Source organism: Streptomyces sp. CC0208 (assembly GCF_003443735.1).
GTDB classification, from domain to species: Bacteria; Actinomycetota; Actinomycetes; order Streptomycetales; family Streptomycetaceae; genus Streptomyces; species Streptomyces sviceus.
The window spans coordinates 8375554-8397726 of record NZ_CP031969.1 but is presented as its reverse complement, the minus strand read 5'-3'; the positions used below and the strand labels follow the sequence as shown (position 1 = coordinate 8397726).

The following is a 22173-nucleotide window of genomic DNA, read 5'->3' as shown; positions in this document are numbered from 1 at the left end:
GTCTGACCTTTCAACCGGCTTTCTGACGCAGTGAGTCGAGCATGTCCCGTTCCTGGTCGGTGAGCCGGAGGGCGCCCGCCGCGATGTTCTCGGCGAGGTGGTCGGGGTTGCCGGTGCCGGGGATGGCGAGGACGTGCGGGCCCTGGGCCAGGGTCCAGGCGAGCCGGACCTGCGCGGGAGTCGCGCCGTGCGCCCGCGCGACGGCCAGGACCTCCTCGTCGTGGCCGTCGGTGGCACCGTGGGAGCCGCCCTCGCCCGCGATGGCGAAGAACGGCACGAACGCGATGCCCTGTTCGCCGCAGATCCGCAGGATCTCGTTGGTGCCGGGGTTGCGGGAGTCGAGCCCGAACCGGTTCTGCACACACACCACCGGTGCGATCGCCTGTGCCTCGGCGAGGTGGCGGGGCTCGACGTCCGACACGCCGAGATGCCGGATCAGGCCCTCCTCGCGCAGTTCGGCCAGGGCCCCGAAGTGCTCGGCGATCGAGTCCTGGCGCATCCGCCGCAGGTTCACGACGTCCAGGTGGTCGCGGCCCAACTGCCGCAGGTTCTCCTCGACATGGCCGCGCAGGTCGTCCGGGCGGGCCGAAGTGGCCCACTCCCCCGAGTAGTCACGGAACGGCCCGACCTTGGTGACGATGACGAGGTCGTCGGAGTACGGGGACAGCGCGCTGTTGATGAGCTCGTTGGCGGAGCGCAGCGAGGAGAAGTAGAAGGCCGCGGTGTCGATGTGGTTGACGCCGAGCTCCATCGCCCTGCGCAGTACGGCGATCGACCGCTTCCGGTCGCTCGGGGCGCCCAGGTGGAAGGCCGCGCTGCCGGTCAGCCGCATCGCGCCGAAGCCGACGCGGTTGACGGTGAGATCACCGAGGGTCCAGGTGCCTGCCGCGTCAGCGGTGATCGTTTCGGAGGTCATCGGCGGATGATGACACACCTCCGGCCCGCCCCCCTGAAGGCGCTTCCCGAACTCCTACCTGCGCTGCGCGGCCAGCCGGATGGGCGCGTTGGCCGCTCCGAACCCGGCGTAGCCGCCGGATCGCTGCACGAACTCGAAGAAGACGTGGCCGACGGTCTCGGTGTAGCAGTGCCGGAACTCGCCGCCCCGCTCGTCGCGGTCGTAGAGGATGCCGAGCTCGCGATACGTCTCCAACTCCCCCTCGGCGAAGTCGAAACGGGCCTCCAGGTCGTCGTAGTAGTTCGCCGGGACGCGCAGCAGCGCTGCCCCGGCCGCCCGGAAGCGGTGGACGGCGGCGACGATGTCGTCGACGGCGAACGCCACGTGCCTGGCCCGTGTCTCACCGCCCTCCTCAGGACTGGGCGCGAGGTTGAGGACCAGCCGGGGCCCGTCGGAGGGGGCGGACAGGGCACGGCTGCGGAACAGGCCGTAGGGGTCGGCGAGCTCGACGGTGTCGTGCGGGCTGAGGCCCAGCACCGTGCGGTGGAAGAGCACGGACTCGTCGAAGTGGTGCCAGGGCTGGGTCAGCGCGAGGTGGTCGATGGTGAGGGCGGTCGCGCCCGCGCTCTCGGCCGTGGCCGCGAAGTCGTCGGTCCAGCTGGGGAGTTCGGGCCGACCGGTGGCACAGAACAGTACTTCGGTGCCGTCCGGGGCCGCGATCGACTCCAGCGGGACGTCCTGGGCGGTGCGGTGCTTGGGCAGGGCGGGCGCGAGCAGGGCTTCCGCCCGTCGCGCGGAGGCGGCCGGATCCGCTGTCTCCAGTCCTACGGCGGCCAGGGTGGTGTCGGTACGGCGGCCGACGGTGCCCGCGTTGACCAGGACGCGGGCCTCGCCCTGTGCCCAGAGGTCGACCGGCTTGCCGTGATGGCGGGCGGTGCGGGTGAAGCCGAGAGCCGTGAGGAGTTCGCCGACGGGTTCGGGGTCGCTGGTGGCGAGTTCGGCGAAGGCGACGCCCGAGGGGATCACCGGGGCCGGAAGCGGGGATACTCCGGCGTTCTCCTCCAGGGCGAGCAGGGAGCGCATTCCGTCCAGGGCCGTGCGGCCCGCGTCCGCCTGGCGGAAGACGTCGTTGAAGACCTCCAGGGACAGCGGGCCGTCGTATCCGGCGTTCAGGACGTGCCGCAGGAGTCCGGCGACGTCGAATCCGCCCTGACCGGGGAAGCAGCGGTAGTGGCGGCTCCACTGCAGGACGTCCATGGCCATGAGCGGGGCGTCCGCGAGCTGGAGGAAGAAGATCTTGTCGCCGGGGATGTCCTCGACGCCCTTGGGATCGGAGCCCCTGGAGAGGATGTGGAAGCTGTCCAGGCAGGTGCCGAGCGCCGGATGGTCCGCGGCCTCGACGATCCGCCAGGCATGGTCGTACGTGCTGACGTGCCGTCCCCACGCCAGTGCCTCGTAGGCCACCCGGATGCCGGACTCCTGGGCCAGGTCGGCGAGTCGGCCCAGTTGCTCGGCCGCGAGGGCGTCGTCGTCCACGGCCTGCTCGCAGACGCTGGAACAGACGAGGACGGTGTCGGCGCCGAGCCTGCGCATCAGCTCGAACTTGTGCCGGGCACGCCTCAGGTTGCGGGCGAAGAGCTCCTCAGGGACGGCCTCGATGTCCCGCATGGGCTGGTAGAGGTCGATGCGCAGGCCCAGGTCGGCAGTGCGGGCGGCGATCTCCTCGGGGGCGAGGGGGCTGGCGAGGAGGTCGTTCTCGAAGATCTCGACGCCGTCGAAGCCGGCCCGTGCGGCGGCCGTCAGTTTCTCGGTGAGGGTGCCGCTGAGGCAGACGGTCGCGATGGACTTGCGCATGCTCGCTCCTGAGGTCGATCCAGGTCTTCCCGGCCCGTCCGGCGGTCACGGAGAAGATGTCAGTAGGACCAGCAGATGGTCCAACTGGTCCACTGTGCGGTCAGCCTAGGTGCCCACACCTCCTCCATCCAAGGGCGCGGTCGGTTTTCTCGGTCCGCAGAGCGGACTACGGTCGGAGGCAGCAGCATCGGCCGAGGGCCGTGGGGACCGTACGGGAGGCAGCGGGTGAGCGACGGACAGACGTCGGCGGGGGGCGACGCCGACCAGCACGTGGGCGGGGTGCGCAGTGTGCGGCGGGCCTTCGACATCCTCGCCCTCCTCAGCGCGGACCGGCCGGTGATCACTCTGCGGGAGATCACCGGCGCGACCGGGCTCGCCAAGACGACCGCGCTGCGGCTGGTGCAGACGCTGGAGGAGACCGGCCTGCTGGGCTCGCACCCGTCGGGTTACACCGCGGGGCCCGCGCTGTGGCGCTGGGCGTATCTCGCGCGCGGCCAGTGGGAGGTGCCGCAGGAGACCCGGAAGGTCATGCGTGAGCTCGCGGACCGGCTCGGCGAGACCGTCAACCTGTTCGTCGCCCGGGGTGTCCACCGCATCTGCGTCGCCCACGAGGAGAGTCCGCATCCGCTGCGCCATGTCGTCGACGTCGGCGACGAGCAGCCGCTGTGGGCCGGCGCCTCCTCGAAGATCCTGCTGCGGGGCGCCTCAGAGGCCTTCCTGCGCCGGGTCGCGGCCGCCTCACCGCAGGGCGAGGCACAGGTCGAGCGGCTGCGGGCGTGGGTCACGGAGGCGGCCGAGCGCGGCTACGCCGTCAGCAGCAGCGAGTTCGACGAGGGGCTCACCGCGGTGGCGGTCCCGGTCACGGGCCGCATCGGCAGGATCGTCGCCTCCCTTTCCCTGAGCGGCCCCAGCCACCGCTTCCCCTACGAGGCCGTCGAGCGCTTCGCCACGGAGCTCGCCGAGGGTGCCCGCCTCATCTCCGACCAGGGCTTCAGCCACCCCCTGAGCAGTGACGCCTGACGCACGGGACGCGGGCGCGCGAGAGGGTGAGGGCCCGGTCGGTGCCCTCACCCTCCCCCACCGTCGTGCCGTCAGCCGGAGGCCTGGTCGTTGTCCTTCATCTCGCCCCAGCCGTGCCAGCGCTCGACCTCGATCCAGGCGCTCACGCGGCCCCGGACCCGGTTCGGATAGGGACGGCCGCCGTAGTGGATGGAGAGGCGGTCGATGTCGGCGAGGTCCTCGTCCGCGTACGTCTCGATCACGCGGCCGATGAGCGTGATGTGCGTGTACCAGTTGTCGCCGTCCAGGACGGTGAGCGTGACACGGGGGTCGCGGCGCAGGTGCTTCAGCCGGATGCGGCCCTCGTCCAGGTTGATCAGGACACGGCCGTCCTCCCAGAGGTACCAGGTGGGGGTCGACACCGGCGTTCCGTCGGAGCGCAGGGTGGCCATCACGCAGGGGTTGGGGCGGCGCAGCAGGTCGACGGCCTCGGGCGGCAGCGGGGGCTTGGACATGCGGGGTCCTCCTCGGGGTCGGGTGTTGCGGTGTCGGGGTCAGGCCTTCTCGTCGAAGCTCGCGAAATAGGCGGCGGCCATGTCCTCGTCGCCGTGGCCCTGGGCGGCTGCGCGTTCGAACCGCTCGGCGCTCGCGGCGGCCACGTCCAGGCGCACCCCGCCCCGCTCACCGGCCTCGACGATCAGCCGGGCGTCCTTGGCGGCGGTGGAGACCGCGAACTGGGCCGGTGACAACCGGTCGTCGAGGATCAGCCCCGACTTGGCCCGCAGATAGCCCATGTCGAGGGGGCCGCCGTCGATGGCGTCGAAGAAGCCCTGCGGGTCCACACCGAGGGCCTTCGCGAGGGCGAGGGCCTCTCCGGCCGCGTTGGTCACCGCGAGCACCCAGCTGTTGGCGACCAGCTTCAGCCGGGTCGCGCTGCCCTCGGCACCGTCCTCGCCGGTCCACACCGTGCGGGCGCCGACCGCGTCGAGGACGGGGCTCACGGCGCCGCGCCCCTCGACCGGTCCGGCCGCGAGGACCAGCAGCTGGCCGGCCTCGGCGGGCTGTCGGGTACCCAGGACGGGCGCGTCGAAGAAGACCAGCCCGTGCTCGCGGGCGAAGGCGGCCAGGTCGGCGATCGCCTCGACGCCGGCGGTGGTCGACTGCACCCAGGCGACGCCCGGGCGGAGTCCCTCGGCGGCCTGGCGCATGACGTCCAGGGCCGCGGGGCCGTCGTACAGCATGGTCAGGACGACACCGGCGCCGCGCACGGCCTCGGCGGGGCTGGCGGCGATCTCGACGCCGTCCGCGGCCAGCGGCCGCGCCTTGGCCTCGCTGCGGTTCCAGGCGCGGACGGTGTGTCCTGCGCGGGCGAGGTTGCGGGCCATCGCGGCACCCATGATGCCGGTGCCCAGGACGCTCACGGTGAGCTTGTCGGTCATGACGTCAACTCCCTGCGGGGGTGCGGATGTTCTGTCGGGCACCGAGCTTGCCGGATACGGTCCCGAGGAGCCCGGGCGGGTGGGCGGTCACGTCGCCGGGAGAGGTTCCACGGTGACGAATCCCTGCGTCTCGACGGCCGGGAGCGGCGCGTCCGGGCCGTAGAGGAAACCGGCGAGGGCCGGGGTGGCGCGGTAGGCGAAGACCGACGCCGGTACCCCGAGGATGGCCGGGGTGTCGAGGAGGAAGGGCAGTTCGCGGTCCAAGTACTCCGCGCCGGCGGCCAGTTGGCCGGCGCTCGGGGTCCAGTCGGCGGGCATCGTGGTGCGCAGGACGCCGGTGACCATGCGGGTGTGGGTGGTGCGGAACGCGGGCTGCTCCCGGTGCGCGCGGGTGACGCGCTCGAGAGCGGTGCGGTAGGCCGGGGTGTCGTAGAAGTCGGAGAACCGCGCGACACGCAGCCGCGGCGGTTCGATCCGCGCGCTGGTCACGGCGCGGGAGATCCGGTTGGCGGTCTGGCGTACGTCGCGGTGAGCGCGGGCGCGGGCGTGCCGGGGTTCGTAGCCGCGGCCGAGGTAGGTGCAGGCGACGGTGTCGGTGTCGGGGTGGGCGATCTCGATCCGGGTGAAGCGGGCGGCGGCCCAGCGCAGCAGCGCGAGGAGCCGGTCCTCGGAGAAGTAGCCGTTGCCGGGGCTGATTCCGAGGAACACGTGGTGTCCGGCGTCGACGAGGCCGGCGCAGCGCTCGGAGAAGGGGGTGGCGAGGAAGCCGTCCCCCGAGCGGGCTTCGGTCGAGGGGGCCCAGGCCGCCGGCATCGCCCAGTCGTGCATCGATACGTCCCCCGTCCTGCGCGCGGTCCGTGCGCCGTTGGTTGTCCGGTCGTCGCCATCGACACTAGAAGCAGCCGGTGGCCCTGTCGGCCCGTCGATGCGGAACTCGCGCAGATGGCCCAGCAGGGTCTCGGGAGCCTGCCGGGCCGTGCCGCGCCTCGCACTGCGTGGGGCGACTAGCCGAGCGGCTTCTCCAGGATCGCCTTGCGGTGGCTGAAGGTCTCGATGGAGTAGCGGCCGTGGTAGTTGCCCATGCCGCTCTCCCCGACCCCGCCGAACGGCAGGTCGGAGACGGTGAGATGGGCGAGGGGCAGGCCGTAGCCGAGGCCGCCGGAGGAGGTCTCGTCGGCGATGCGGCGCCGTGTCGTGTCGGAGTCGGTGAAGACGTACAGGGCCAGGGGCTTGTCCCGGTCGGTGATGAAGTCGATGGCCTCGTCGAGGCCGGGCACGGTCACGATCGGCAGGATCGGGCCGAAGATCTCCTCCTGCATCACCGGGGACTCGGGGTCCACATCGGCGAGGACGGTGGGCGCGATGTACTTGGTCGTACGGTCGCTCGTGCCGCCCACGACCGTGCGGCCCGAGTCCAGGAGTCCGGTGAGCCGGTCGAAGTGCCGTTCGTTGATGATGCGGCCGTACTCGCCGGAGTCGGCGGGGTCGCTGCCGTACAGCGCGTCGACGGCGTCCTTCAGCAGGGGCTCCAGGGCGGAAGCCGTCTCCGGGTCGGTCAGGACGTAGTCGGGGGCGACGCAGGTCTGCCCGGCGTTGAGGAACTTGCCGCGGGCCAGGCGGTCGGCGACGACGGTGAGGTCGGCGTCGCGGTCGACGAACGCCGGGGACTTGCCGCCCAGTTCGAGGGTGACCGGGGTCAGGTGCTCGGCGGCGGCGCGCAGGACGACGCGGCCGACCGTGCCGTTGCCGGTGTAGAAGATGTGGTCGAAGCGCTCGGCGAGCAGGGCGGTGGTCTCGGGGATGCCGCCCTCGACGACGGCCACCGCGTCGGTGTCCAGGTAGGCGGGGAGCAGCCGGGCCACGGCGGCGGAGGTGGCCGGGGCCAGTTCGCTCGGCTTGGCGACCACCGCGTTGCCCGCGGCGAGGGCGCCGACCACCGGGGCGAGCAGCAGCTGGGCCGGGTAGTTCCACGGGGCGATGACGAGCACGACGCCGAGGGGGTCGTACTGCGTCCAGGCGCTCGCGTCGGCGCCGAGGTGGGCCGGGACCGGGGCGGACTCGGGGCGCAGCCAGTCGGCGAGGTGGTCCAGGGTGTGGTCGATCTCGCGGACGGTGAAGTCGATCTCGGTACGGAAGGCCTCGGTGGAGCTCTTGCCCAGGTCGGCGTGGAGGGCGGCGGCCAGCTCTGTGCCGTTCTCCGTGAGCAGCTCGCGCAGGCGGCGCAGCTGGGTCGTACGCCACTCGACGGGCTTGGTGCGGCCGCTGCGGAAGGTGGCGCGCAGTCGGGCGACGACGTCGGCGGGCTGCTCGGGGACGGGGTGGTTCACGGATGCCTCGCTGGGGGTGCGCGGGCCTTGCGGCCTGGGTCTCGACGGTCAGATGTATATTGCAACCTTTTCCCGGTCGGGTAAATTCCGGGCCGCGGCCGGTACTTTGCGCGACGGGGGTCACAGCGACCGGCGACGGTGCTCGAGATAGGTGCGCTCCGCCGGGTTCTCGGTGAGTTCCGCCGCCTTCGCGTAGGCGTCCGCGGCTTCCGTGTCGCGTCCGAGGCGGCGCAGCAGGTCGGCCCGGACCGCGTGGAGGACGTGGTAGCCGTCCAGGTCCAGCGCGTCCACCAGGGCGAGGGCCCGCGCGGGTCCCTCGGTCTCGGCCACGGCGACCGCCCGGTTCAGGGCCACGACTGGGCTGGGCGCCACGGCCATGAGCTGGTCGTACAGCCGGCGGACCTGTCCCCAGTCGGTGGGCGCGTCGCTGTGCACGGCCTGGATGGCCGCCTGGATCTGGTACTGCCCCGGCTGGTTCCGGCGCAGACACCGCCGTACGAGTGACTGTCCCTCGGCGACGAGCGCGCGGTCCCAGCGGGCCGGGTCCTGCTCGGACAGCGGTACGAGTTCGCCGCGGTCGTCGGTGCGGGCGGCCCGGCGGGACTCGATGAGCAGCATCAGGGCGAGCAGTCCGGTGGCCTCGGGCTCGTCCGGCATCAGCTCGGTCAGCAGCCGGCCCAGGCGGACGGCTTCGGCGCACAGTTCGGGTGTGCCGCCGTAGCCCTCGTTGAAGACGAGGTAGACGACCGCGAGCACTCCGTTGAGCCGGTCGGGGAGGTCGGCGTCGCGGGGGACGCGGTAGGGGATGCGGGCGTCGCGGATCTTGGCCTTGGCGCGGACGAGACGCTGGGCCATCGTCGGCTCGGGGACCAGGAAGGCACGGGCGATCTGCCCGGTGGTGAGGCCGCCGAGCAGCCGGAGGGTGAGGGCGACCCGGGCCTGCGGGGCGAGTGCGGGGTGGCAGCAGGTGAAGACGAGGCGGAGCCGTTCGTCGCGCACGGGGCCCTCCTCGGGCGGTGCGTCGGGGGCGTGCAGCAGGGCGGCCTCGGCGTGGCGGGCCTGCCTGGTGGACTCGCGGCGCAGCCGGTCGATCGCGGCGTTGCGGGCGGTGGTGATGATCCAGCCGGCCGGGCTCGGCGGCACACCGGTCTCGGGCCAGCGCCGCACGGCCGTGGTGAAGGCGTCCTGGACCGCTTCCTCGGCGAGGTCGATGTCGCCGAGGAAGCGTACGAGGACGGCGACCGCACGGCCGTACTCCTCGCGGAAGACGCCCTCGATGTCCAGGGTCATCAGTCCTCGGACTGGTGCTGGAAGGGGCGTACCTCGATGGGCAGGGTGGTGGCCAGGGCCGCCTTGCGCCCCCACTCCAGGGCCGCGTCCAGGTCGGGCGCCTTCACGATGCACAGGCCGCCGAGCTGTTCCTTGCCCTCGGCGTACGGGCCGTCGGTGATGAGCACGTCGCCGTCGCGGGGCCGCAGCACGGTCGAGGAGTCGGGGTTGTGCAGTCCCCCGGCGAAGACCCAGGCCCCGGCCTCGCGCAGCTCCTGGTGGAAGGCGTCGAGCCGCTTGCCGATCTCGGCCAGCTCCTCGGGGGCGGGCACCTCGTCCCAGCCGGGCTGCATGACGTTGAGCAGGTAGTACTGCATGTCCATCTCCTCCTGTGAGTCCGTCTCACCTCCTACACGAACGGCACACCCCCGGATCGACACCGCGCGCGACGGGACCGGGAGAATCTTCGCCATGACCACCGCACCGCACCCGCTCCTCCCCACCGCCCGCGCCCTCGCGGACGACCTCCTCGCCCCGCACGCGGCGCGCGTCGATCAGGAGGGCGTGCCCGCGAGTCACCTCAACGCCATCAGGCGCTCGGGTCTGCTCGGAGTGAGCGCGCCGAAGGAGTACGGCGGTGCGGGCGCTCCGGACGCGGTGGCGCGGGAGGTGCAGGAGATCCTGGCCGGGGCGTGCTGCTCCACCTGGTTCGTGCAGACGCAGCACCACTCGCCGGTGCGGTTGCTCGCGCAGTCCGCCCTGCCGGTGCGGGAGCGGCTGCTCGGGCCGCTGGCGACCGGTGAGTTGCTGGCCGGGATCGCGTTCGCGCACGTCCGCGCGTTTCCGCGGGTGCCGGTGCGGGCGACGGCCGAGCGGGGCGGCTGGCGGTTCGACGGGAGGGTGCCCTGGTACACGGGCTGGGGCCTGAACGATGTGATGCTGCTGGCCGGGGTGAGCGAGGCGGACGAGGTGGTGTTCGCGTTCGCGGAGGCACGCGAGCAGCCCGGCCTGCGGGCGTCGGAGCCGATGCGGCTCGCCGCGCTCACCGCCGCCCGGACGGTCTCCCTGTCCCTGGACGGCCTGTGGCTGCCCGATGACGCCGTGGTGCTGCGCACTCCCCAGGAGGAGTTCGCGCTGGTGGACCAGCCCCGCAACACCAACGCCTCCCCCGCCGTCTTCGGGGTGGCGTACGCGGCCCTCCAGGTACTGGAGGACGCCGGCGAGCGGGAGACCGCGGCTGCCCTGCGCGGCCCTCTCGACGAGGTGCGCGGGCAGGTGTACCACCTCGCCGAGCACCCCGTCCCGTACGAGCGCGTCACGGAACGGCTCGCGCTCAAGACGCGGTCGTACGACCTGATGCGCGCCGCCACGACGGCTGCCGTGGTGGCCGGGGGCGGCCGGGCCATGGGCCTCGACGGTACGGCCCAACGGCTGTTCCGCGAGGGGATGTTCCTGCTGGTGCAGGGGCAGACGGCACAGGTGCGCCGCGCGCATCTGGACGCCCTGGCGGAGATCTAGTCGAGCAGGGCCGCCAGGAGTGCGGCGGGTGCGTCCTCCTGGACCAGGTGTCCTGCGCCGGGGATGAGTGCGAGGCGTGCGCCCGGGATGCGGGCGACGAGTTCGTGCCCCTTGTCGACGGGGATCCAGGTGTCGTCCTCGCCCCAGCACACCAGGGTCGGGATGGTGATCTCGCCGTACCGGTCCTGCACTTCGTCGGTGTAACGCTGGTCGGCCTGGGCGATCTGGCGGTAGAAGGCGGCCTGGCCGGTGGCGCCGAGCCAGGGTTCGACGAGCCGGTCGTGGACGGCGGGGTGCAGGCCGGGGCTGCTGGCCGAGCTGACGTACTCGCGGACGAGGGCCCGGTGCAGGGCGGGCGGGAGTTGGTCGAAGACCTCGGAGTTCTTGCCGACGAGCCGGAAGAACGGCGTTCCCCAGGGGGCCAGCGCGACCGGGTCGACCAGGGCGAGCGAGTGGTAGCGGGCGCCGTGCAGCAGATGGGCCCGCAGGGCCACGGCACCGCCGAAGTCGTGGGCCACGACCCGGGGTTCGGCCAGCTCCCAGTGCGCCAGGAGCTCGGTGAAGACCCTGCCCTGGGCGGCCAGGGAGACGTCCTGGCCCGCGGACTTCTCCGAGGTCCCGTAGCCGGGCATGTCCCACACGAACACGTGGTGGCGGCGGGAGAGGGCACGGGCCACGGCACGCCACACGTAGGAGGAGACGGGCGTGCCGTGGAGGAGAACGACCGGGTGGCGGCCGGGATCTCCGAGGCTGTCCCAGCGGACCTCACCGGAGCTGCTGCGGAAGGTCCTGGTCAACTGCCAGTCGCTCACGGGCTGTTCCTCTCGACGGATGCGCGGGGCGAACCCGTCAGCGTACGGGGTGGCGGCCCTAGCTCGCGAACGGCACCTGCGGCGCGGACGCGGCCTCCTCGCCGGACGGGTGCCGCCACAGCCCCTGCGCGGCGAGCCGGGGCAGGACTCCCTCGCCGAACCAGTACGCCTCCTCCAGGTGCGGGTAGCCGGAGAGCACGAACTCGTCGATGCCGAGGGCGTGGTACTCCTTGATCCGCTCGGCCACCTCGTCGTGGCTGCCGACCAGCGCGGTGCCCGCGCCGCCGCGCACCAGGCCGATGCCGGCCCACAGGTTGGGGTGGATCTCCAGGCCGTTCCGGTCGCCGCCGCCGTGCAGGGCGAGCATCCTCTGCTGCCCCTCCGACTCGCTGCGGGCGAGCCCGGCCTGCACGGACCTCACCGTCTCGGGGTCGAAGCCCGCCAGGAGGCGGTCGGCCTCCGCCCAGGCCTGCTCGGAGGTGTCCCGGGTGATCACGTGCAGCCGTATCCCGAAGCGCAGGGTGCGGCCCTGCTTCGCCGCCAGTCCGCGGATCCAGGCGATCTTCTCGGCGACCTGCGCGGGCGGCTCGCCCCAGGTGAGGTACACGTCGACGTACTTGGCGGCCACCTCCCCGGCGATGGGCGAGGAGCCGCCGAAGTACACCTCGGGCACCGGATCGGGCACCCGCGCCAGCTTCGCGTCCTCGACCTGGAGGTGCTCGCCGTGCAGGTCGACGGTCTTGCCCTCCCACAACCCCCGTACGACCTCCAGGAATTCGCCGGTACGACGGTAGCGGGCGTCCTTGTCGAGGAAGTCCCCGTAGGCCCGCTGCTCGTGGCTCTCCCCGCCGGTGACCACGTTGAGCAGCAGCCGTCCCCCGGTCTGCCGCTGGAAGGTGGACGCCATCTGCGCGGCGAGGGTCGGCGAGACGAAGCCGGGCCGGAAGGCGACCAGGTACTTCAGGCGTTCGGTGTGCTGGCTGACCATCGCGGTGGTCAGCCACGCGTCCTCGCACCAGGCGCCGGTGGGGGTGAGCGCCCCCACGAAGCCCAGGTCCTCCGCCGCCCGGGCGATCTGGCTCAGGTAGGCGACCGTCGGCGGCCGGTCCCGTCCGGAGACGGTTGCGGGTGTGCCGTGACCGCCGCCCACGACGTGGCGGCTGTCGCCGTTGGTGGGCAGGAACCAGTGGAAGGTGAGGGACATGGGGGTCTCCGTTCGGGTGTCGCTAGAGGAGGCCGTGGCGGGGCGGCCGGGTGCCGTTGAGCACGTACCGGCCGATGTGCTGGATCTTCCAGCGGGTCGGGTCGTGCAGGGTGTGCGTGCGGGCATCACGCCAGTGCCGGTGCAGGTTCAGGGAGTTGAGCGCCGAACGGGTGCCGGAGACCTCGAAGAGCGCCCCGGCCACGTCCACCGCCGCCTGGGCCGCCTGGACCTTGGCGACGGCGACGGAGACGGACGCCTCGGCCGCCGATTCGTCGGTGAGGTCGGCGCGGGCCGCGTCGACGGCGCGGGCGGCTTCCCGCAGCAGCGCCTCGGACGCCCGTACCTGGAGAGCGAGTTCACCGAAGCGCTGGATCAGCAAGGGGTCCTCGGCCGCCGTCTCGACTCCGCTCTCGAACCATGGACGGCTCTTCGTCCGGACGAACTCCGCCGCCTCCGCGAGCGCGCCCCCGGCGATCCCGGCGTCGATGGCGGCGTGCAGCAACTGGGCAACTGCTCCGTGGAGTTGGGGTCCTTCGAAGGTGAGGTGGTGGGGCAGGACCCGGTCGGCCGGGACCTCGACGCCTTCCAGGCGGACGGTGCCGCTGGCCGTCGTCCGCTGGCCGAGGCCGTCCCAGTCGTCGATCACCGTGACACCGGGCGTGTCCCGGGGAACGTAGGCGACGTGCAGCTTGTCGTCCTCGGCACGGCCCAGCACCGGGATCCAGTCGGCGAACAGGGCACCGGTGCAGTATTGCTTGACGCCGTCGAGGCGGTACGAGCCGTCCGGCTGCCGGTGCAGGCGGGTGCGGATGTCCTGGACGTGCCTGGTGCCCGCCTCCGACTGCGCGTTGCCGAAGCGGCGGCCGCCGAGGACTTCGGCGAAGAAGAACTTCCTCTGCTCCTCCGTGCCCTGACGGCTGATCACGTTGACGTAGACGAAGTGGCTCTGCGGGATCTGGGCCAGGCTCGCGTCGGCGGCGGCGAGCAGCCGGAAGATCTCGGCGAGGGTGGACGCGCTCACGTCCGCTCCCCCGTGTCCGGCGGGGACGGTGACGGCGAGCAGCCCGGACGCGGAGAGACGGTCCAGCTCCGCGCGCGGCAGCCTGCGTTCGGCGTCCCTGGCGGAGGCGCCCGCGCGGAACTCCTCGGCCAGCGACGCGGCGACCGCCAGGGCCTCCTGGTCGTCGGCGATCACATGGGCGGTCATGTCCGTCAGCCCGCCGCCGCCAGCACCGGCCGTCGTCCCAGCGCGGTCGAGAACTGGTCGACGACCTGGGCGAGCGCCTCGCTCGCGGCGGGCGCGACGGTCAGCGAGCCGTCGTCCTGCACGCTGATCTCCTTGTCGAGGGTGAACCAGCCCTGCACGATGTGGGCCGCGCCCATGGAGCTGAGGACCGGGCGGAGCGCGTAGTCGATGGCCAGGACATGGGCGGTGGAGCCGCCGGTGGCCAGCGGCAGCACGGTCTTGCCGGCCAGCGCGTACTGCGGCAGCAGGTCCAGGAGCGCCTTGAGGACTCCGGAGTACGACGCCTTGTAGACGGGGGTGCCGACGACGACCCCGTCGGCGCGCGCGAACAGCTCGGTGGCCTCGACGATCGCCGGGTGCTTGAAGTCGGCCCCGAGCAGGGCCTGGGCGGGGATGGTGCGCACGTCGAGCGGGATCACCTCGTGGCCCTGGGCGGCCAGGCGCCGGTCGAGGTGGCGCAGCAGCCGGTTGGTGCGCGAGGCGGCGGAGGGGCTGCCGGAGACGGACAGGACGGTGGCCATGGGGTCCTCTTTCGGAGGGAGGAGGCGGGGCGCCCCGGTTCGGGAGGGGCGCCCCGGGGGAAGCGGTCAGGAGTACCAGGTGGGTTCGGGCAGTTCGCCTTCGAGGACCCAGCGGCCGACCTCACGCCGCTTGTAGGCGACGGGGTCGTGCAGGGTGTGGGTGCGGACGTTGCGCCAGAACCGGTCCAGGCCCTCCGAGGTGGCCGTGGAGCGGGCTCCCGTCACCTCGAAGATCCGGTTGGAGACCTCCAGGGCCACGTCGGTGGCGCGGGCCTTCACCGCGGCCACCCGGACCTCGAAGTCGCCGCGGGTCTTCTCGGTGACCGCGTCGGGGTCGTCGTGCAGCTTCTGTCCCTCGGCGGCGACGGCGTCGGCGAGGGCCTCGGCCGCCCAGAGCTTGGCGGTGAGATCGCCGTAGGTGTCGATGACGTACGGCTCGTCGACCGCGCGCTCGAAGCCGCCGTGCAGCCAGGAGCGGGACTTCTCGCGGGTGTAGGTGGCGGCCGTCTCCAGTGCGCCGCCCGCGATGCCGAGGTAGAAGTTGACGAAGACCAGCTGGATGGTGGGGACGTTGAGGGTGTTGTAGACGCGCGGCTTGAACACCTTGTCGACGTATCCGGCGGCTGACGACCAGGGGGTGCGGACGCCGTCGAGGGAGACGCCGCCGCTCTCGGTGAGGCGCTGGCCGATGTTGTCCCAGTCGTCGTGGAAGGTCAGGCCCTCGGAGTCGGAGGGCACGATGGCGAAGACGTGCTGGTCGGTGCCTTCCAGAACGCCTTCGAGGACGGTGACGTCGGAGACCTTGCTGCCGGTGGAGAAGGACTTACGGCCGGTGTAGACGAGGTCGTCGCCGTCCTCGGTGACGACGACGTCCTTGTCGCGCGGGTTGACCGCGCCGCCGAAGAACCAGCGCTCACGGCTGGCCTGCGCCTCCACGTGCTCCCACTGCTCGCGGGTGCCGACCAGGCGGGCGGCCCAGAACCACAGGTAGTGGTAGCCGAGGAGCTGGCCGATGGAGCCGTCGGCCTTGGCGATCTCGCGGACGACCCGGTAGGCGGTCGTCCAGTCCTGGCCTCCGCCGCCGTGCCCGGTCGGGCCGAGGAGGGTGACGAGTCCGGCGTCCTTGAGGAGCTGCACCTCGGCGTACGGGGTGGCGCCCGCGTGGTCGCGGGCGGCGGCGTCGGTGGCGAGGACGGCGGCGACCTCGGCGGCGCGGGCGATCCACTCCTGGGCGGTGGCGGGGGCGGGGCGGGTCTGCCAGTCGGTGTTCGTGGCGGTGCTCATGTCGGTGACCTCCTCAGGCGTGGGCGGGGACGGACTCGGGGAGCTGGGCCTCCAGTTCGCGGACGAGGGGCAGCACCCGCCGGCCGAAGTACTCGACCTCCTCGTGGTAGTGCAGGAAGCCGAGGAGAAGGAGGTCGACGCCGAGCTTCTTGTACGCCACGATCCGCTCGGCGATCTGCTCCGGCGTCCCGATGAGGCCGGTGCGGAAGCCGTCGTTGTACTGGACGAGGTCCTCGAAGGAGGAGTCCTGCCACATGCCCTTCTTGTCGGAGGTCGACTGGCCCGCCTGCTTCACGGCGGCGCCGAACCCCTCGACGGCCTCGCTGTCGGCCTTGGCGACGATCTCCCGGAGCGTGTCGCGGGCCTCGGCCTCCGTGTCACGGGCGATGAGGAAGCCGTTGAGCCCGAACTTCGGTGGTGTACGGCCGACTTCGGCGGCGGACTTGCGGACGTCCGTGAGCTGTTCGACCACCCCGTCGAAGTCCTTGCCGTTGGAGAAGTACCAGTCGGACACCCGCCCGGCCATGGCACGGGCGGCGGTGGAGTTGCCGCCCTGGAAGATCTCCGGGTGGGGGCGCTCCGCGGTGTTGAGGGGCTTGGGCTTCAGGGAGAAGTCGCGCAGCCGGTAGAAGTCGCCGGCGAGTTCGGCGTGGTCCTCCGTCCAGATCTTGCGCAGGGCGGTGATGAACTCCTCCGAACGGCGGTAGCGCTCGTCGTGCTCCAGCCAGGGCTCGCCCAGGGCGGTGAACTCGCCCTTGAACCAGCCGGAGACGACGTTCACGGCGAAGCGGCCCTTGGAGAGGTGGTCGGCGGTGGCACCGAGTTTGGCGAGGACGCCCGGGTGCCACAGGCCGGGGTGGACGGCGGCGATGACCTTCAGGCGCTGGGTGGCCAGCAGCAGGGCGAGGCTGAAGCTGGTCGACTCGTGCTGGTACTCGGCGCCGTAACTGGCCATGTAGCGGACCTGGCTGAGGGCGTAGTCGAAGCCGTTGTTCTCGGCGAGGACGGCGAGTTCGCGGTTGTAGTCGTAGCCCCAGTCGGTGCGCTGCTCGATCTTGCTGGTGACGAGTCCCCCGCTGACGTTGGGGACCCAGTAGGCGAATTGCACGGGCGCGGCAGGCATGCGTGACTCCTGTTGCGGAATGTTTTCGGGCACGCCGAATTCAAAAGGTGCGCGGGCACACGGAATTCAGGCGTGGAAACTCTCAGAAAGAGAGGAAAACGCGGCGGATCGTGGGAGGTTGATCAGGCCGCGGCGCGACAGGAGGCGCTGGAGACGCGCGCGAGGTCGACATGGCGTCGCCGCGTGAGGTCCAGTCGCATCATCATGTCGTCGATCGTGACAGCCGGCGGCGAGAGGCGTCAAGGAAAACCCGACCGGTCTCGTATCGCGGACCATTGAATTTCACGAACGTGTGACAGGGAAACCCTTGAACGTGCCGTGAATGGTCCCGCATTCTGCTGGGCGTGCGGACAGAACAGCTGGAATACATAGCGGCGGTGACCCGGCTCGGATCCCTGCGCCGGGCGGCGGAGGAACTGCGCCTGTCGCAGCCCGCGTTGAGCGAGACCGTGCGGAATCTGGAGCGGGAGCTCGGGGTCGACCTGCTGGAGCGCAAGCGGTCCGGGGCGACGATGAGCGCGGAGGGCCGGGAGCTGCTGCCGCACATCGTCGGCGTGCTGGAGGCGGTGGACCGGTTGCGGTCGGCGGCGGGCGAGCAGCACCGCATCAGCCGTATGGTCCGGGTCGGCACGGTGAACGCGGCGACCGTACCGCTGCTCATCCCGGCGGTCGAGGACTTCCGGACCGCTCATCCGGTCACCCAGGTCGAGGTGGTCGGCGCGCAGCAGACGGAGATCCAGCGGGGCCTCGCGGAGGGCGGGTTCGACCTGGGTCTGGTCAACCACCTCGACGGCGACGACACTCCCGCGGGATGCGAGTCCACCCCACTGCTGCACGGGCGGCCGGTGGTGTGCCTGCGCCCGGACTCTCCGCTGGCCGCGCGGACCTGTGTGCCGGTGGACGATCTGCTCGCCCAGCCGTTGATCGCCATGCGCACCGGCTATGTCATGCACCGCTTCGTCCACCGGTTGCTGGAAGGGCGCGGCCCGGCCTTCGCGTACTCCACCGACGGCGCCGAGATGGGCAAGCTGATGGTGGCGGAGGGGCTGGGGGTGACCGTGCTGCCCGACTTCAGCGTGGTCGGGGATCCGCTGGAACGCCAGGGCACGATCACCCACCGGCCGATCGAGGGCGACTCCACCCGGGTGCTGCTGATGCTCCAGCGGCGCAGGGCCGAGTCCGTGCCAAGGGCCGCCCGGGATCTGCACGAAGCCTTCGTGCTCCGGGCCGACCGGCTGGGCGGGACGCTCACCCCGCCCGGCTGAGCCGTCTGTTCAGTCCTCGTCCCGTCCGGGGACCACCACGAGGAACGCGTCCGACTTGAGATCCATCACCACGGTCGCTGGTTCACCCTGCGCCCGCCTCTGCGCCGCGTACTCCTCTGCCGGCCACGATCCGCGCGGAGCTCCCGCTGGAAACCGCTCCAACACCTTCGCGCTCATAGCGGCAGACACCTCCAACATCGCTGACGAACCGCTTCGTACCTGTGCGGTTGCCCGGGATTCGGGCGTACATGTCACGTGGTTTCGCGACAAGGTCGGCCACCGAGTCCAGACCGGCGACCACCGGCGCCCGTCCATGATCGCGGCGAGGGCCTGGATGTCGCCGGCCCGTCCGTGCCGCACTCCGGTCGCTCGTCCTCCCGGGCCGCATCCGAACCGGACCCGGCGGTCGAAGTGATCAGGGGGGCGACAGGAAGGACAGGGACGCGATGGACCACGACGACACGCGCGCGGGACCGCGTTGTCTGGTGACCGGTGCTACGGGATACATCGGCGGGCGCCTGGTTCCCGAGCTGCTCGACGCGGGGTACCGCGTACGGTGTCTGGCCCGCTCCCCCGACCGGCTGCGCGACCATCCCTGGGCCGGCCGGGCCGAGGTGGTGGCGGGTGACGTGACCGACGCCGTGTCCGTCGCCCGGGCCCTGGACGGGGTGGACGTGGCGTACTACCTGGTGCACTCGATGAGCGCGGGCAAGGGCTTCGAGGCGACCGACCGCAGGGCCGCGCGGATCTTCGCCGAGCAGGCCCGGAAGGCGGGCGTGCGGCGGATCGTGCACCTCAGCGGCCTCATCCCGGCGGGCGTGCCCGCGGACGAGCTCTCGTCGCATCTGCGTTCGCGTGCGGAGGTGGCCAGCATCCTGCTCGACTCCGGAGTCCCGACCACGGTCCTGCGGGCGGCCGTCGTCATCGGCTCGGGTTCCGCCTCCTTCGAGATGCTGCGCTACCTGACCGAACGCCTTCCCGTGATGGTCACCCCGAGCTGGGTGCACACCCGCGTCCAGCCCGTGGCGGTCCGCGACGTGCTCCGGGCCCTGGTCGGCAGCGCCCGGATGCCGCCGGACGTCAACCGGGCCTTCGACGTCGGCGGCCCGGAGGTGCTGACGTACCGGGAGATGATGCTCAGGTACGCGGCGGTCGCCGGGCTGCCGCGCCGGATCATCCTCCCGGTGCCGGTGCTCACCCCCGGGCTCTCCAGCCACTGGGTGGGCCTGGTGACGCCGGTGCCCGCCTCGATCGCCCGGCCGCTCACCGAGTCGCTGCGGCACGAGGTGGTCTGCCAGGAGAACGACATCGCCCGCCGGCTCCCCGGCCCGCCCACCCGTCCGATCGGCTTCGACGAGGCCGTACGACTGGCTCTGCAGCGGGTGCGGGATGCTCGGGTCACCACCCGGTGGTCGTCGGCTTCGGTGCCGGGCGCCCCCAGCGATCCGCTGCCCACCGACCCCGACTGGGCCGGCGGAAGTCTCTACAGCGACCACCGGGAGCTCCCCGTGCACGCCTCGCCGGAGGCGCTGTGGCGGGTCGTCGAGGGCATCGGCGGCGAGAACGGCTGGTACTCCTTCCCGCTCGCGTGGGCGGTACGAGGGTGGCTGGACCGGCTGGTGGGCGGGGTCGGACTGCGCCGGGGACGCCGGGACGCGGCACGGCTGCGGGTCGGCGACTCGCTGGACTTCTGGCGGGTGGAGGCGATCGAGCCCGGCCGGCTGCTGCGGTTGCGGGCGGAGATGCGGCTGCCCGGCCTGGCGTGGCTGGAGATGGGAGTGGTGACCGACGAGGCGGGCCGCACCCGCTACCGGCAGCGCGCCCTGTTCCATCCGCACGGTCTGCTCGGCCAGGCCTACTGGTGGAGCGTGTCCCCCTTCCACGCGCTCGTCTTCGGCGGCATGGCCCGCAACATCGCCCGCGCCGCGGCGGGCTCGGCGGCTCGCGAGCCCGCGCACACCCCCGTCCCCTGACCTCCCGGCTCCTCACCGCACACCGGAGTACGCACCATGAGCATCTCGGTCGTCCTGTTCACCTGCGACCTGCGCCTGCACGACCACCCGCCGCTCAGCGCGGCCCTCGACGGCACCGAGCGGGTCGTCCCGCTGTTCGTGCGAGACCGGGCCGTGGACGCCGCGGGATTCGCCGCCCCCAACCGGCTGGCGTTCCTCGCCGACTGTCTGCGCGACCTCGACGAGGGTCTGCGCGAGCGGGGCGGCCGGCTGGTCCTGCGCTCCGGCGACCTCGTCGACCAGGTGCGCAAGGTCGCCGCCGAGGCGGACGCCGACGAGGTGCACATGACGTCCGACGTCAGCGCCCACGCCCACCGGCGCGAGGAGCGGCTGCGCCGGGCCCTGGAGGCGGAGGGCGTTCGGCTGCACGTCCACGACACGGTGACCACGGCCGTCGCCCCGGGTGTGGTGGTCCCGGCCGGCTCGGACCACTTCGCCGTCTTCACGCCCTACTTCCGGCGCTGGTCCCAGGAGCGGCTGCGGGACCCGCTCGGGGCACCGCGGACCGTGACGGTCCCGGACGGCGTCGGATCCGAGCCGCTGCCCTCCCGCGACGACCTGTCCGGGCTCTCGGCAGGACTCGCCGCGGGCGGCGAGACGGAGGGCCGCCGGCGGCTCGCCGTCTGGCTGCGGTCCGGCCTGGCCGCGTACGAGGACCGCCAGGACGACCTGGCCGGCGACGCGACCTCACGGCTCTCCCCGCACCTCCACTTCGGCACCCTCTCCCCCGTCGAGCTCGTCCACCGGGCACGCCGGGCGGGTGGGCCGGGCGCCGAGGCCTTCGTACGCCAGCTCGCCTGGCGCGACTTCCACCGGCAGGTGCTCGCGGCCCGCCCGGCCGCGGCCGGCGCCGACTACCGCACCCAGCACGACCGTTGGCGCTCCGAGCGGACCGCCGGCGACGACATCGAGGCGTGGAAGGAGGGCCGCACCGGCTACCCGATCGTCGACGCGGCCATGCGCCAGCTGCGCCACGAGGGCTGGATGCACAACCGCGGCCGCCTGCTGACCGCAAGCTTCCTCACCAAGACGCTGTACGTGGACTGGCGGATCGGTGCCCGGCACTTCCTGGACCTGCTGGTCGACGGGGATCTCGCCAACAACCAGCTCAACTGGCAGTGGATGGCGGGCACGGGCACCGACACCCGCCCCAACCGGGTCCTCAACCCGGTGGCCCAGGCCAAGCGGTACGACCCCGACGGCACGTACGTCCGCCGCTGGGTGCCCGAACTGGCCGCGCTGGAAGGACCCGCGGTGCACGAGCCGTGGAAGCTGCGGGGACTGGACCGCGCCGCCCTGGACTATCCCGATCCCCTCGTCGAACTGTCCGAGGGGCTCGCCCGTTTCAAGCGGGCGCGTGGCCGCGACTGAGGTCAGGCGGGCGCCGTGGGCGCCCCGGTCGCGTACAGACCGGCCAGGGTGTCCAGGGCGTCCTGGAAGGACGTCGGCCGCAGCATCCCCTGGCCGGAGCGGCCGATCCAGCCGGACCCGCCCAGCATCACCACGGGCCTCCGGCGGGCGCCCTTCACCCCCCACTGGGCACCGGCGATGTGCCGGGCCAGCGGCAGGCTCGCCGTGGAGCGGGACTGCGCCCACAGGACGACGGCCGCCGGGCCGAGCCGGTCCACCGCGGCGGTCAGCGCCTCCACGGGTACGGCGGCCCCGAACATCCGGGTGGGCAGGCCCAGTTCGCCCAGGCCGGCGTTGAGCGCCTCCAGCGCCAGGGTGTGCTGCTCGCCGGGGACGCAGGCCAGCAGTACCGGCCCGGCGCCGGGCGCGTCGCCCTGCCGGGCCGGCGGGCTGGTGCAGCGGCGCAGCGCGGTGGACATGTGCCAGGACAGCAGGTGCTCGACCTCGATGTAACGGTCCCCGGACGAGGCCCACTTGCGGCCGACCGCGTGCAGCGTGGGCACCATCACCTCCTGCCAGGCGACGGCGAGGCCGTGGGTCTCGACCGCCGCGGCCAACTGCTCCTCCACGGCGGGCGCGTCGAGGCGTACGGCGGCGCGGGCGAGGCCACGGCACTCCTGGCGCACATCGCCCAGAGGGAGCGTGCCGGCCGCCCGGGACCGGGCACGGGTGGCGGGTTCCGGCGCCCTCGGCGCGGCCGGGGCGCCGCCCGGCCCCGGCCCCGCCGACTCCTTGGCCGCGCGGGCCGCCTCGGCGGGCGGCACACCCGTGGAGGTGAGCCGGCACATCGACTCCAGCACGGCCACGTCCCGCGGGGTCCAGCGGCGGTGCCGGCCGTCGGTGCGGACGGCGGGGCCGATGCCGTAGCGGCGGTCCCAGGAGCGCAGCGTGGTGGGCGAGACCCCCAGACGACGGGCCAGGGCACCGGTGGTGAGACGCGTCGCGGTGTCCGGGATGTCGCTCATGGAGCGACTGTACGACGCAGAACCGATGCG

At 72.5% G+C, this 22173-nt stretch carries 21 protein-coding genes; 5 read left to right on the top strand and 16 right to left on the bottom strand.

The annotated features are described in order from the left end of the window. Positions 1-10: 10 nt before the first annotated feature. Positions 11-916 carry an oxidoreductase gene (locus D1369_RS38535; RefSeq protein ID WP_037898854.1) on the bottom strand — a complete coding sequence of 302 codons (906 nt, stop codon included), beginning with the start codon at positions 914-916 and terminating at the stop codon, positions 11-13. Positions 917-970: 54 nt separating this feature from the next. Further along, on the bottom strand, positions 971-2749 hold the full coding sequence (locus D1369_RS38530) for a sugar phosphate isomerase/epimerase and 4-hydroxyphenylpyruvate domain-containing protein (protein WP_007379819.1): 1779 nt from the start codon (positions 2747-2749) through the stop codon (positions 971-973). 225 nt (positions 2750-2974) lie between these two features. Between D1369_RS38530 and D1369_RS38525 the strand changes: the two genes are divergently transcribed. Further along, positions 2975-3769, top strand: coding sequence for an IclR family transcriptional regulator (locus D1369_RS38525; protein WP_007379820.1), 795 nt, complete (start codon positions 2975-2977; stop codon positions 3767-3769). Between the two features lie 71 nt (positions 3770-3840). Here D1369_RS38525 and D1369_RS38520 read toward each other — a convergent pair whose 3' ends face one another. The 6 genes from D1369_RS38520 to D1369_RS38495 form a co-directional block, all read right to left on the bottom strand. Continuing rightward, positions 3841-4263 (bottom strand): PPOX class F420-dependent oxidoreductase, encoded by a 423-nt coding sequence (locus tag D1369_RS38520; protein WP_007379821.1) that lies wholly within the window; start codon positions 4261-4263, stop codon positions 3841-3843. Between the two features lie 39 nt (positions 4264-4302). Further along, positions 4303-5187, bottom strand: a complete 885-nt coding sequence (locus tag D1369_RS38515; protein WP_118082948.1) for an NAD(P)-dependent oxidoreductase — start codon at positions 5185-5187, stop codon at positions 4303-4305. A gap of 87 nt (positions 5188-5274) precedes the next feature. Continuing rightward, positions 5275-6015 (bottom strand): tRNA-dependent cyclodipeptide synthase, encoded by a 741-nt coding sequence (locus tag D1369_RS38510; RefSeq protein ID WP_007379823.1) that lies wholly within the window; start codon positions 6013-6015, stop codon positions 5275-5277. A gap of 176 nt (positions 6016-6191) precedes the next feature. Continuing rightward, positions 6192-7514: an aldehyde dehydrogenase family protein gene (locus D1369_RS38505; protein ID WP_007379824.1), complete on the bottom strand. Its 1323-nt coding sequence runs from the start codon at positions 7512-7514 to the stop codon at positions 6192-6194. A gap of 120 nt (positions 7515-7634) precedes the next feature. Then, positions 7635-8804, bottom strand: coding sequence for an RNA polymerase sigma factor (locus D1369_RS38500; RefSeq protein ID WP_118082946.1), 1170 nt, complete (start codon positions 8802-8804; stop codon positions 7635-7637). Next, positions 8804-9160 carry a YciI family protein gene (locus tag D1369_RS38495; RefSeq protein WP_037902977.1) on the bottom strand — a complete coding sequence of 119 codons (357 nt, stop codon included), beginning with the start codon at positions 9158-9160 and terminating at the stop codon, positions 8804-8806. The genes D1369_RS38500 and D1369_RS38495 overlap by 1 nt, the downstream gene beginning before the upstream one ends. A 94-nt stretch (positions 9161-9254) precedes the next feature. Here D1369_RS38495 and D1369_RS38490 point away from each other — a divergent pair, with 94 nt between their 5' ends. Beyond that, entirely contained in the window at positions 9255-10301 is a 1047-nt protein-coding gene (locus tag D1369_RS38490) for an acyl-CoA dehydrogenase family protein (protein WP_007379827.1), read from the top strand. On the opposite strand, the gene D1369_RS38485 is transcribed toward D1369_RS38490, so the two are convergent. The 6 genes from D1369_RS38485 to sfnG form a co-directional block, all read right to left on the bottom strand. Beyond that, a complete protein-coding gene (locus D1369_RS38485; protein WP_007379828.1) occupies positions 10298-11113 on the bottom strand; it encodes an alpha/beta hydrolase in 816 nt (271 codons plus the stop codon). The genes D1369_RS38490 and D1369_RS38485 overlap by 4 nt on opposite strands. A 58-nt stretch (positions 11114-11171) precedes the next feature. Beyond that, positions 11172-12317 (bottom strand): LLM class flavin-dependent oxidoreductase, encoded by a 1146-nt coding sequence (locus D1369_RS38480; protein ID WP_007379829.1) that lies wholly within the window; start codon positions 12315-12317, stop codon positions 11172-11174. Between the two features lie 22 nt (positions 12318-12339). Beyond that, on the bottom strand, positions 12340-13524 hold the full coding sequence (locus D1369_RS38475) for an SfnB family sulfur acquisition oxidoreductase (protein ID WP_118082944.1): 1185 nt from the start codon (positions 13522-13524) through the stop codon (positions 12340-12342). A gap of 5 nt (positions 13525-13529) precedes the next feature. Continuing rightward, on the bottom strand, positions 13530-14084 hold the full coding sequence (gene ssuE, locus D1369_RS38470; protein WP_118082942.1) for an NADPH-dependent FMN reductase: 555 nt from the start codon (positions 14082-14084) through the stop codon (positions 13530-13532). A 66-nt stretch (positions 14085-14150) separates the two neighbouring features. After that, positions 14151-15368: an acyl-CoA dehydrogenase family protein gene (locus tag D1369_RS38465; protein ID WP_007379832.1), complete on the bottom strand. Its 1218-nt coding sequence runs from the start codon at positions 15366-15368 to the stop codon at positions 14151-14153. A 13-nt stretch (positions 15369-15381) separates the two neighbouring features. Beyond that, positions 15382-16491: a dimethylsulfone monooxygenase SfnG gene (sfnG, locus tag D1369_RS38460; RefSeq protein ID WP_037898859.1), complete on the bottom strand. Its 1110-nt coding sequence runs from the start codon at positions 16489-16491 to the stop codon at positions 15382-15384. A gap of 344 nt (positions 16492-16835) precedes the next feature. Here sfnG and D1369_RS38450 point away from each other — a divergent pair, with 344 nt between their 5' ends. After that, positions 16836-17756 (top strand): LysR family transcriptional regulator, encoded by a 921-nt coding sequence (locus D1369_RS38450; protein ID WP_007379834.1) that lies wholly within the window; start codon positions 16836-16838, stop codon positions 17754-17756. Between the two features lie 9 nt (positions 17757-17765). Here D1369_RS38450 and D1369_RS44230 read toward each other — a convergent pair whose 3' ends face one another. Then, complete coding sequence (locus tag D1369_RS44230; RefSeq protein ID WP_007379835.1) at positions 17766-17954, bottom strand: hypothetical protein; 189 nt, start codon at positions 17952-17954, stop codon at positions 17766-17768. A 248-nt stretch (positions 17955-18202) separates the two neighbouring features. On the opposite strand from D1369_RS44230, the gene D1369_RS38440 reads away from it, so the two are divergent. After that, positions 18203-19729, top strand: coding sequence for an SDR family oxidoreductase (locus D1369_RS38440; RefSeq protein WP_118082940.1), 1527 nt, complete (start codon positions 18203-18205; stop codon positions 19727-19729). Between the two features lie 36 nt (positions 19730-19765). Continuing rightward, entirely contained in the window at positions 19766-21139 is a 1374-nt protein-coding gene (locus D1369_RS38435) for a deoxyribodipyrimidine photo-lyase (RefSeq protein WP_118082938.1), read from the top strand. Between the two features lie 2 nt (positions 21140-21141). Here D1369_RS38435 and D1369_RS38430 read toward each other — a convergent pair whose 3' ends face one another. Beyond that, positions 21142-22143, bottom strand: a complete 1002-nt coding sequence (locus D1369_RS38430) for a MerR family transcriptional regulator (protein WP_007379838.1) — start codon at positions 22141-22143, stop codon at positions 21142-21144. Between the last annotated feature and the right edge of the window lie 30 nt (positions 22144-22173).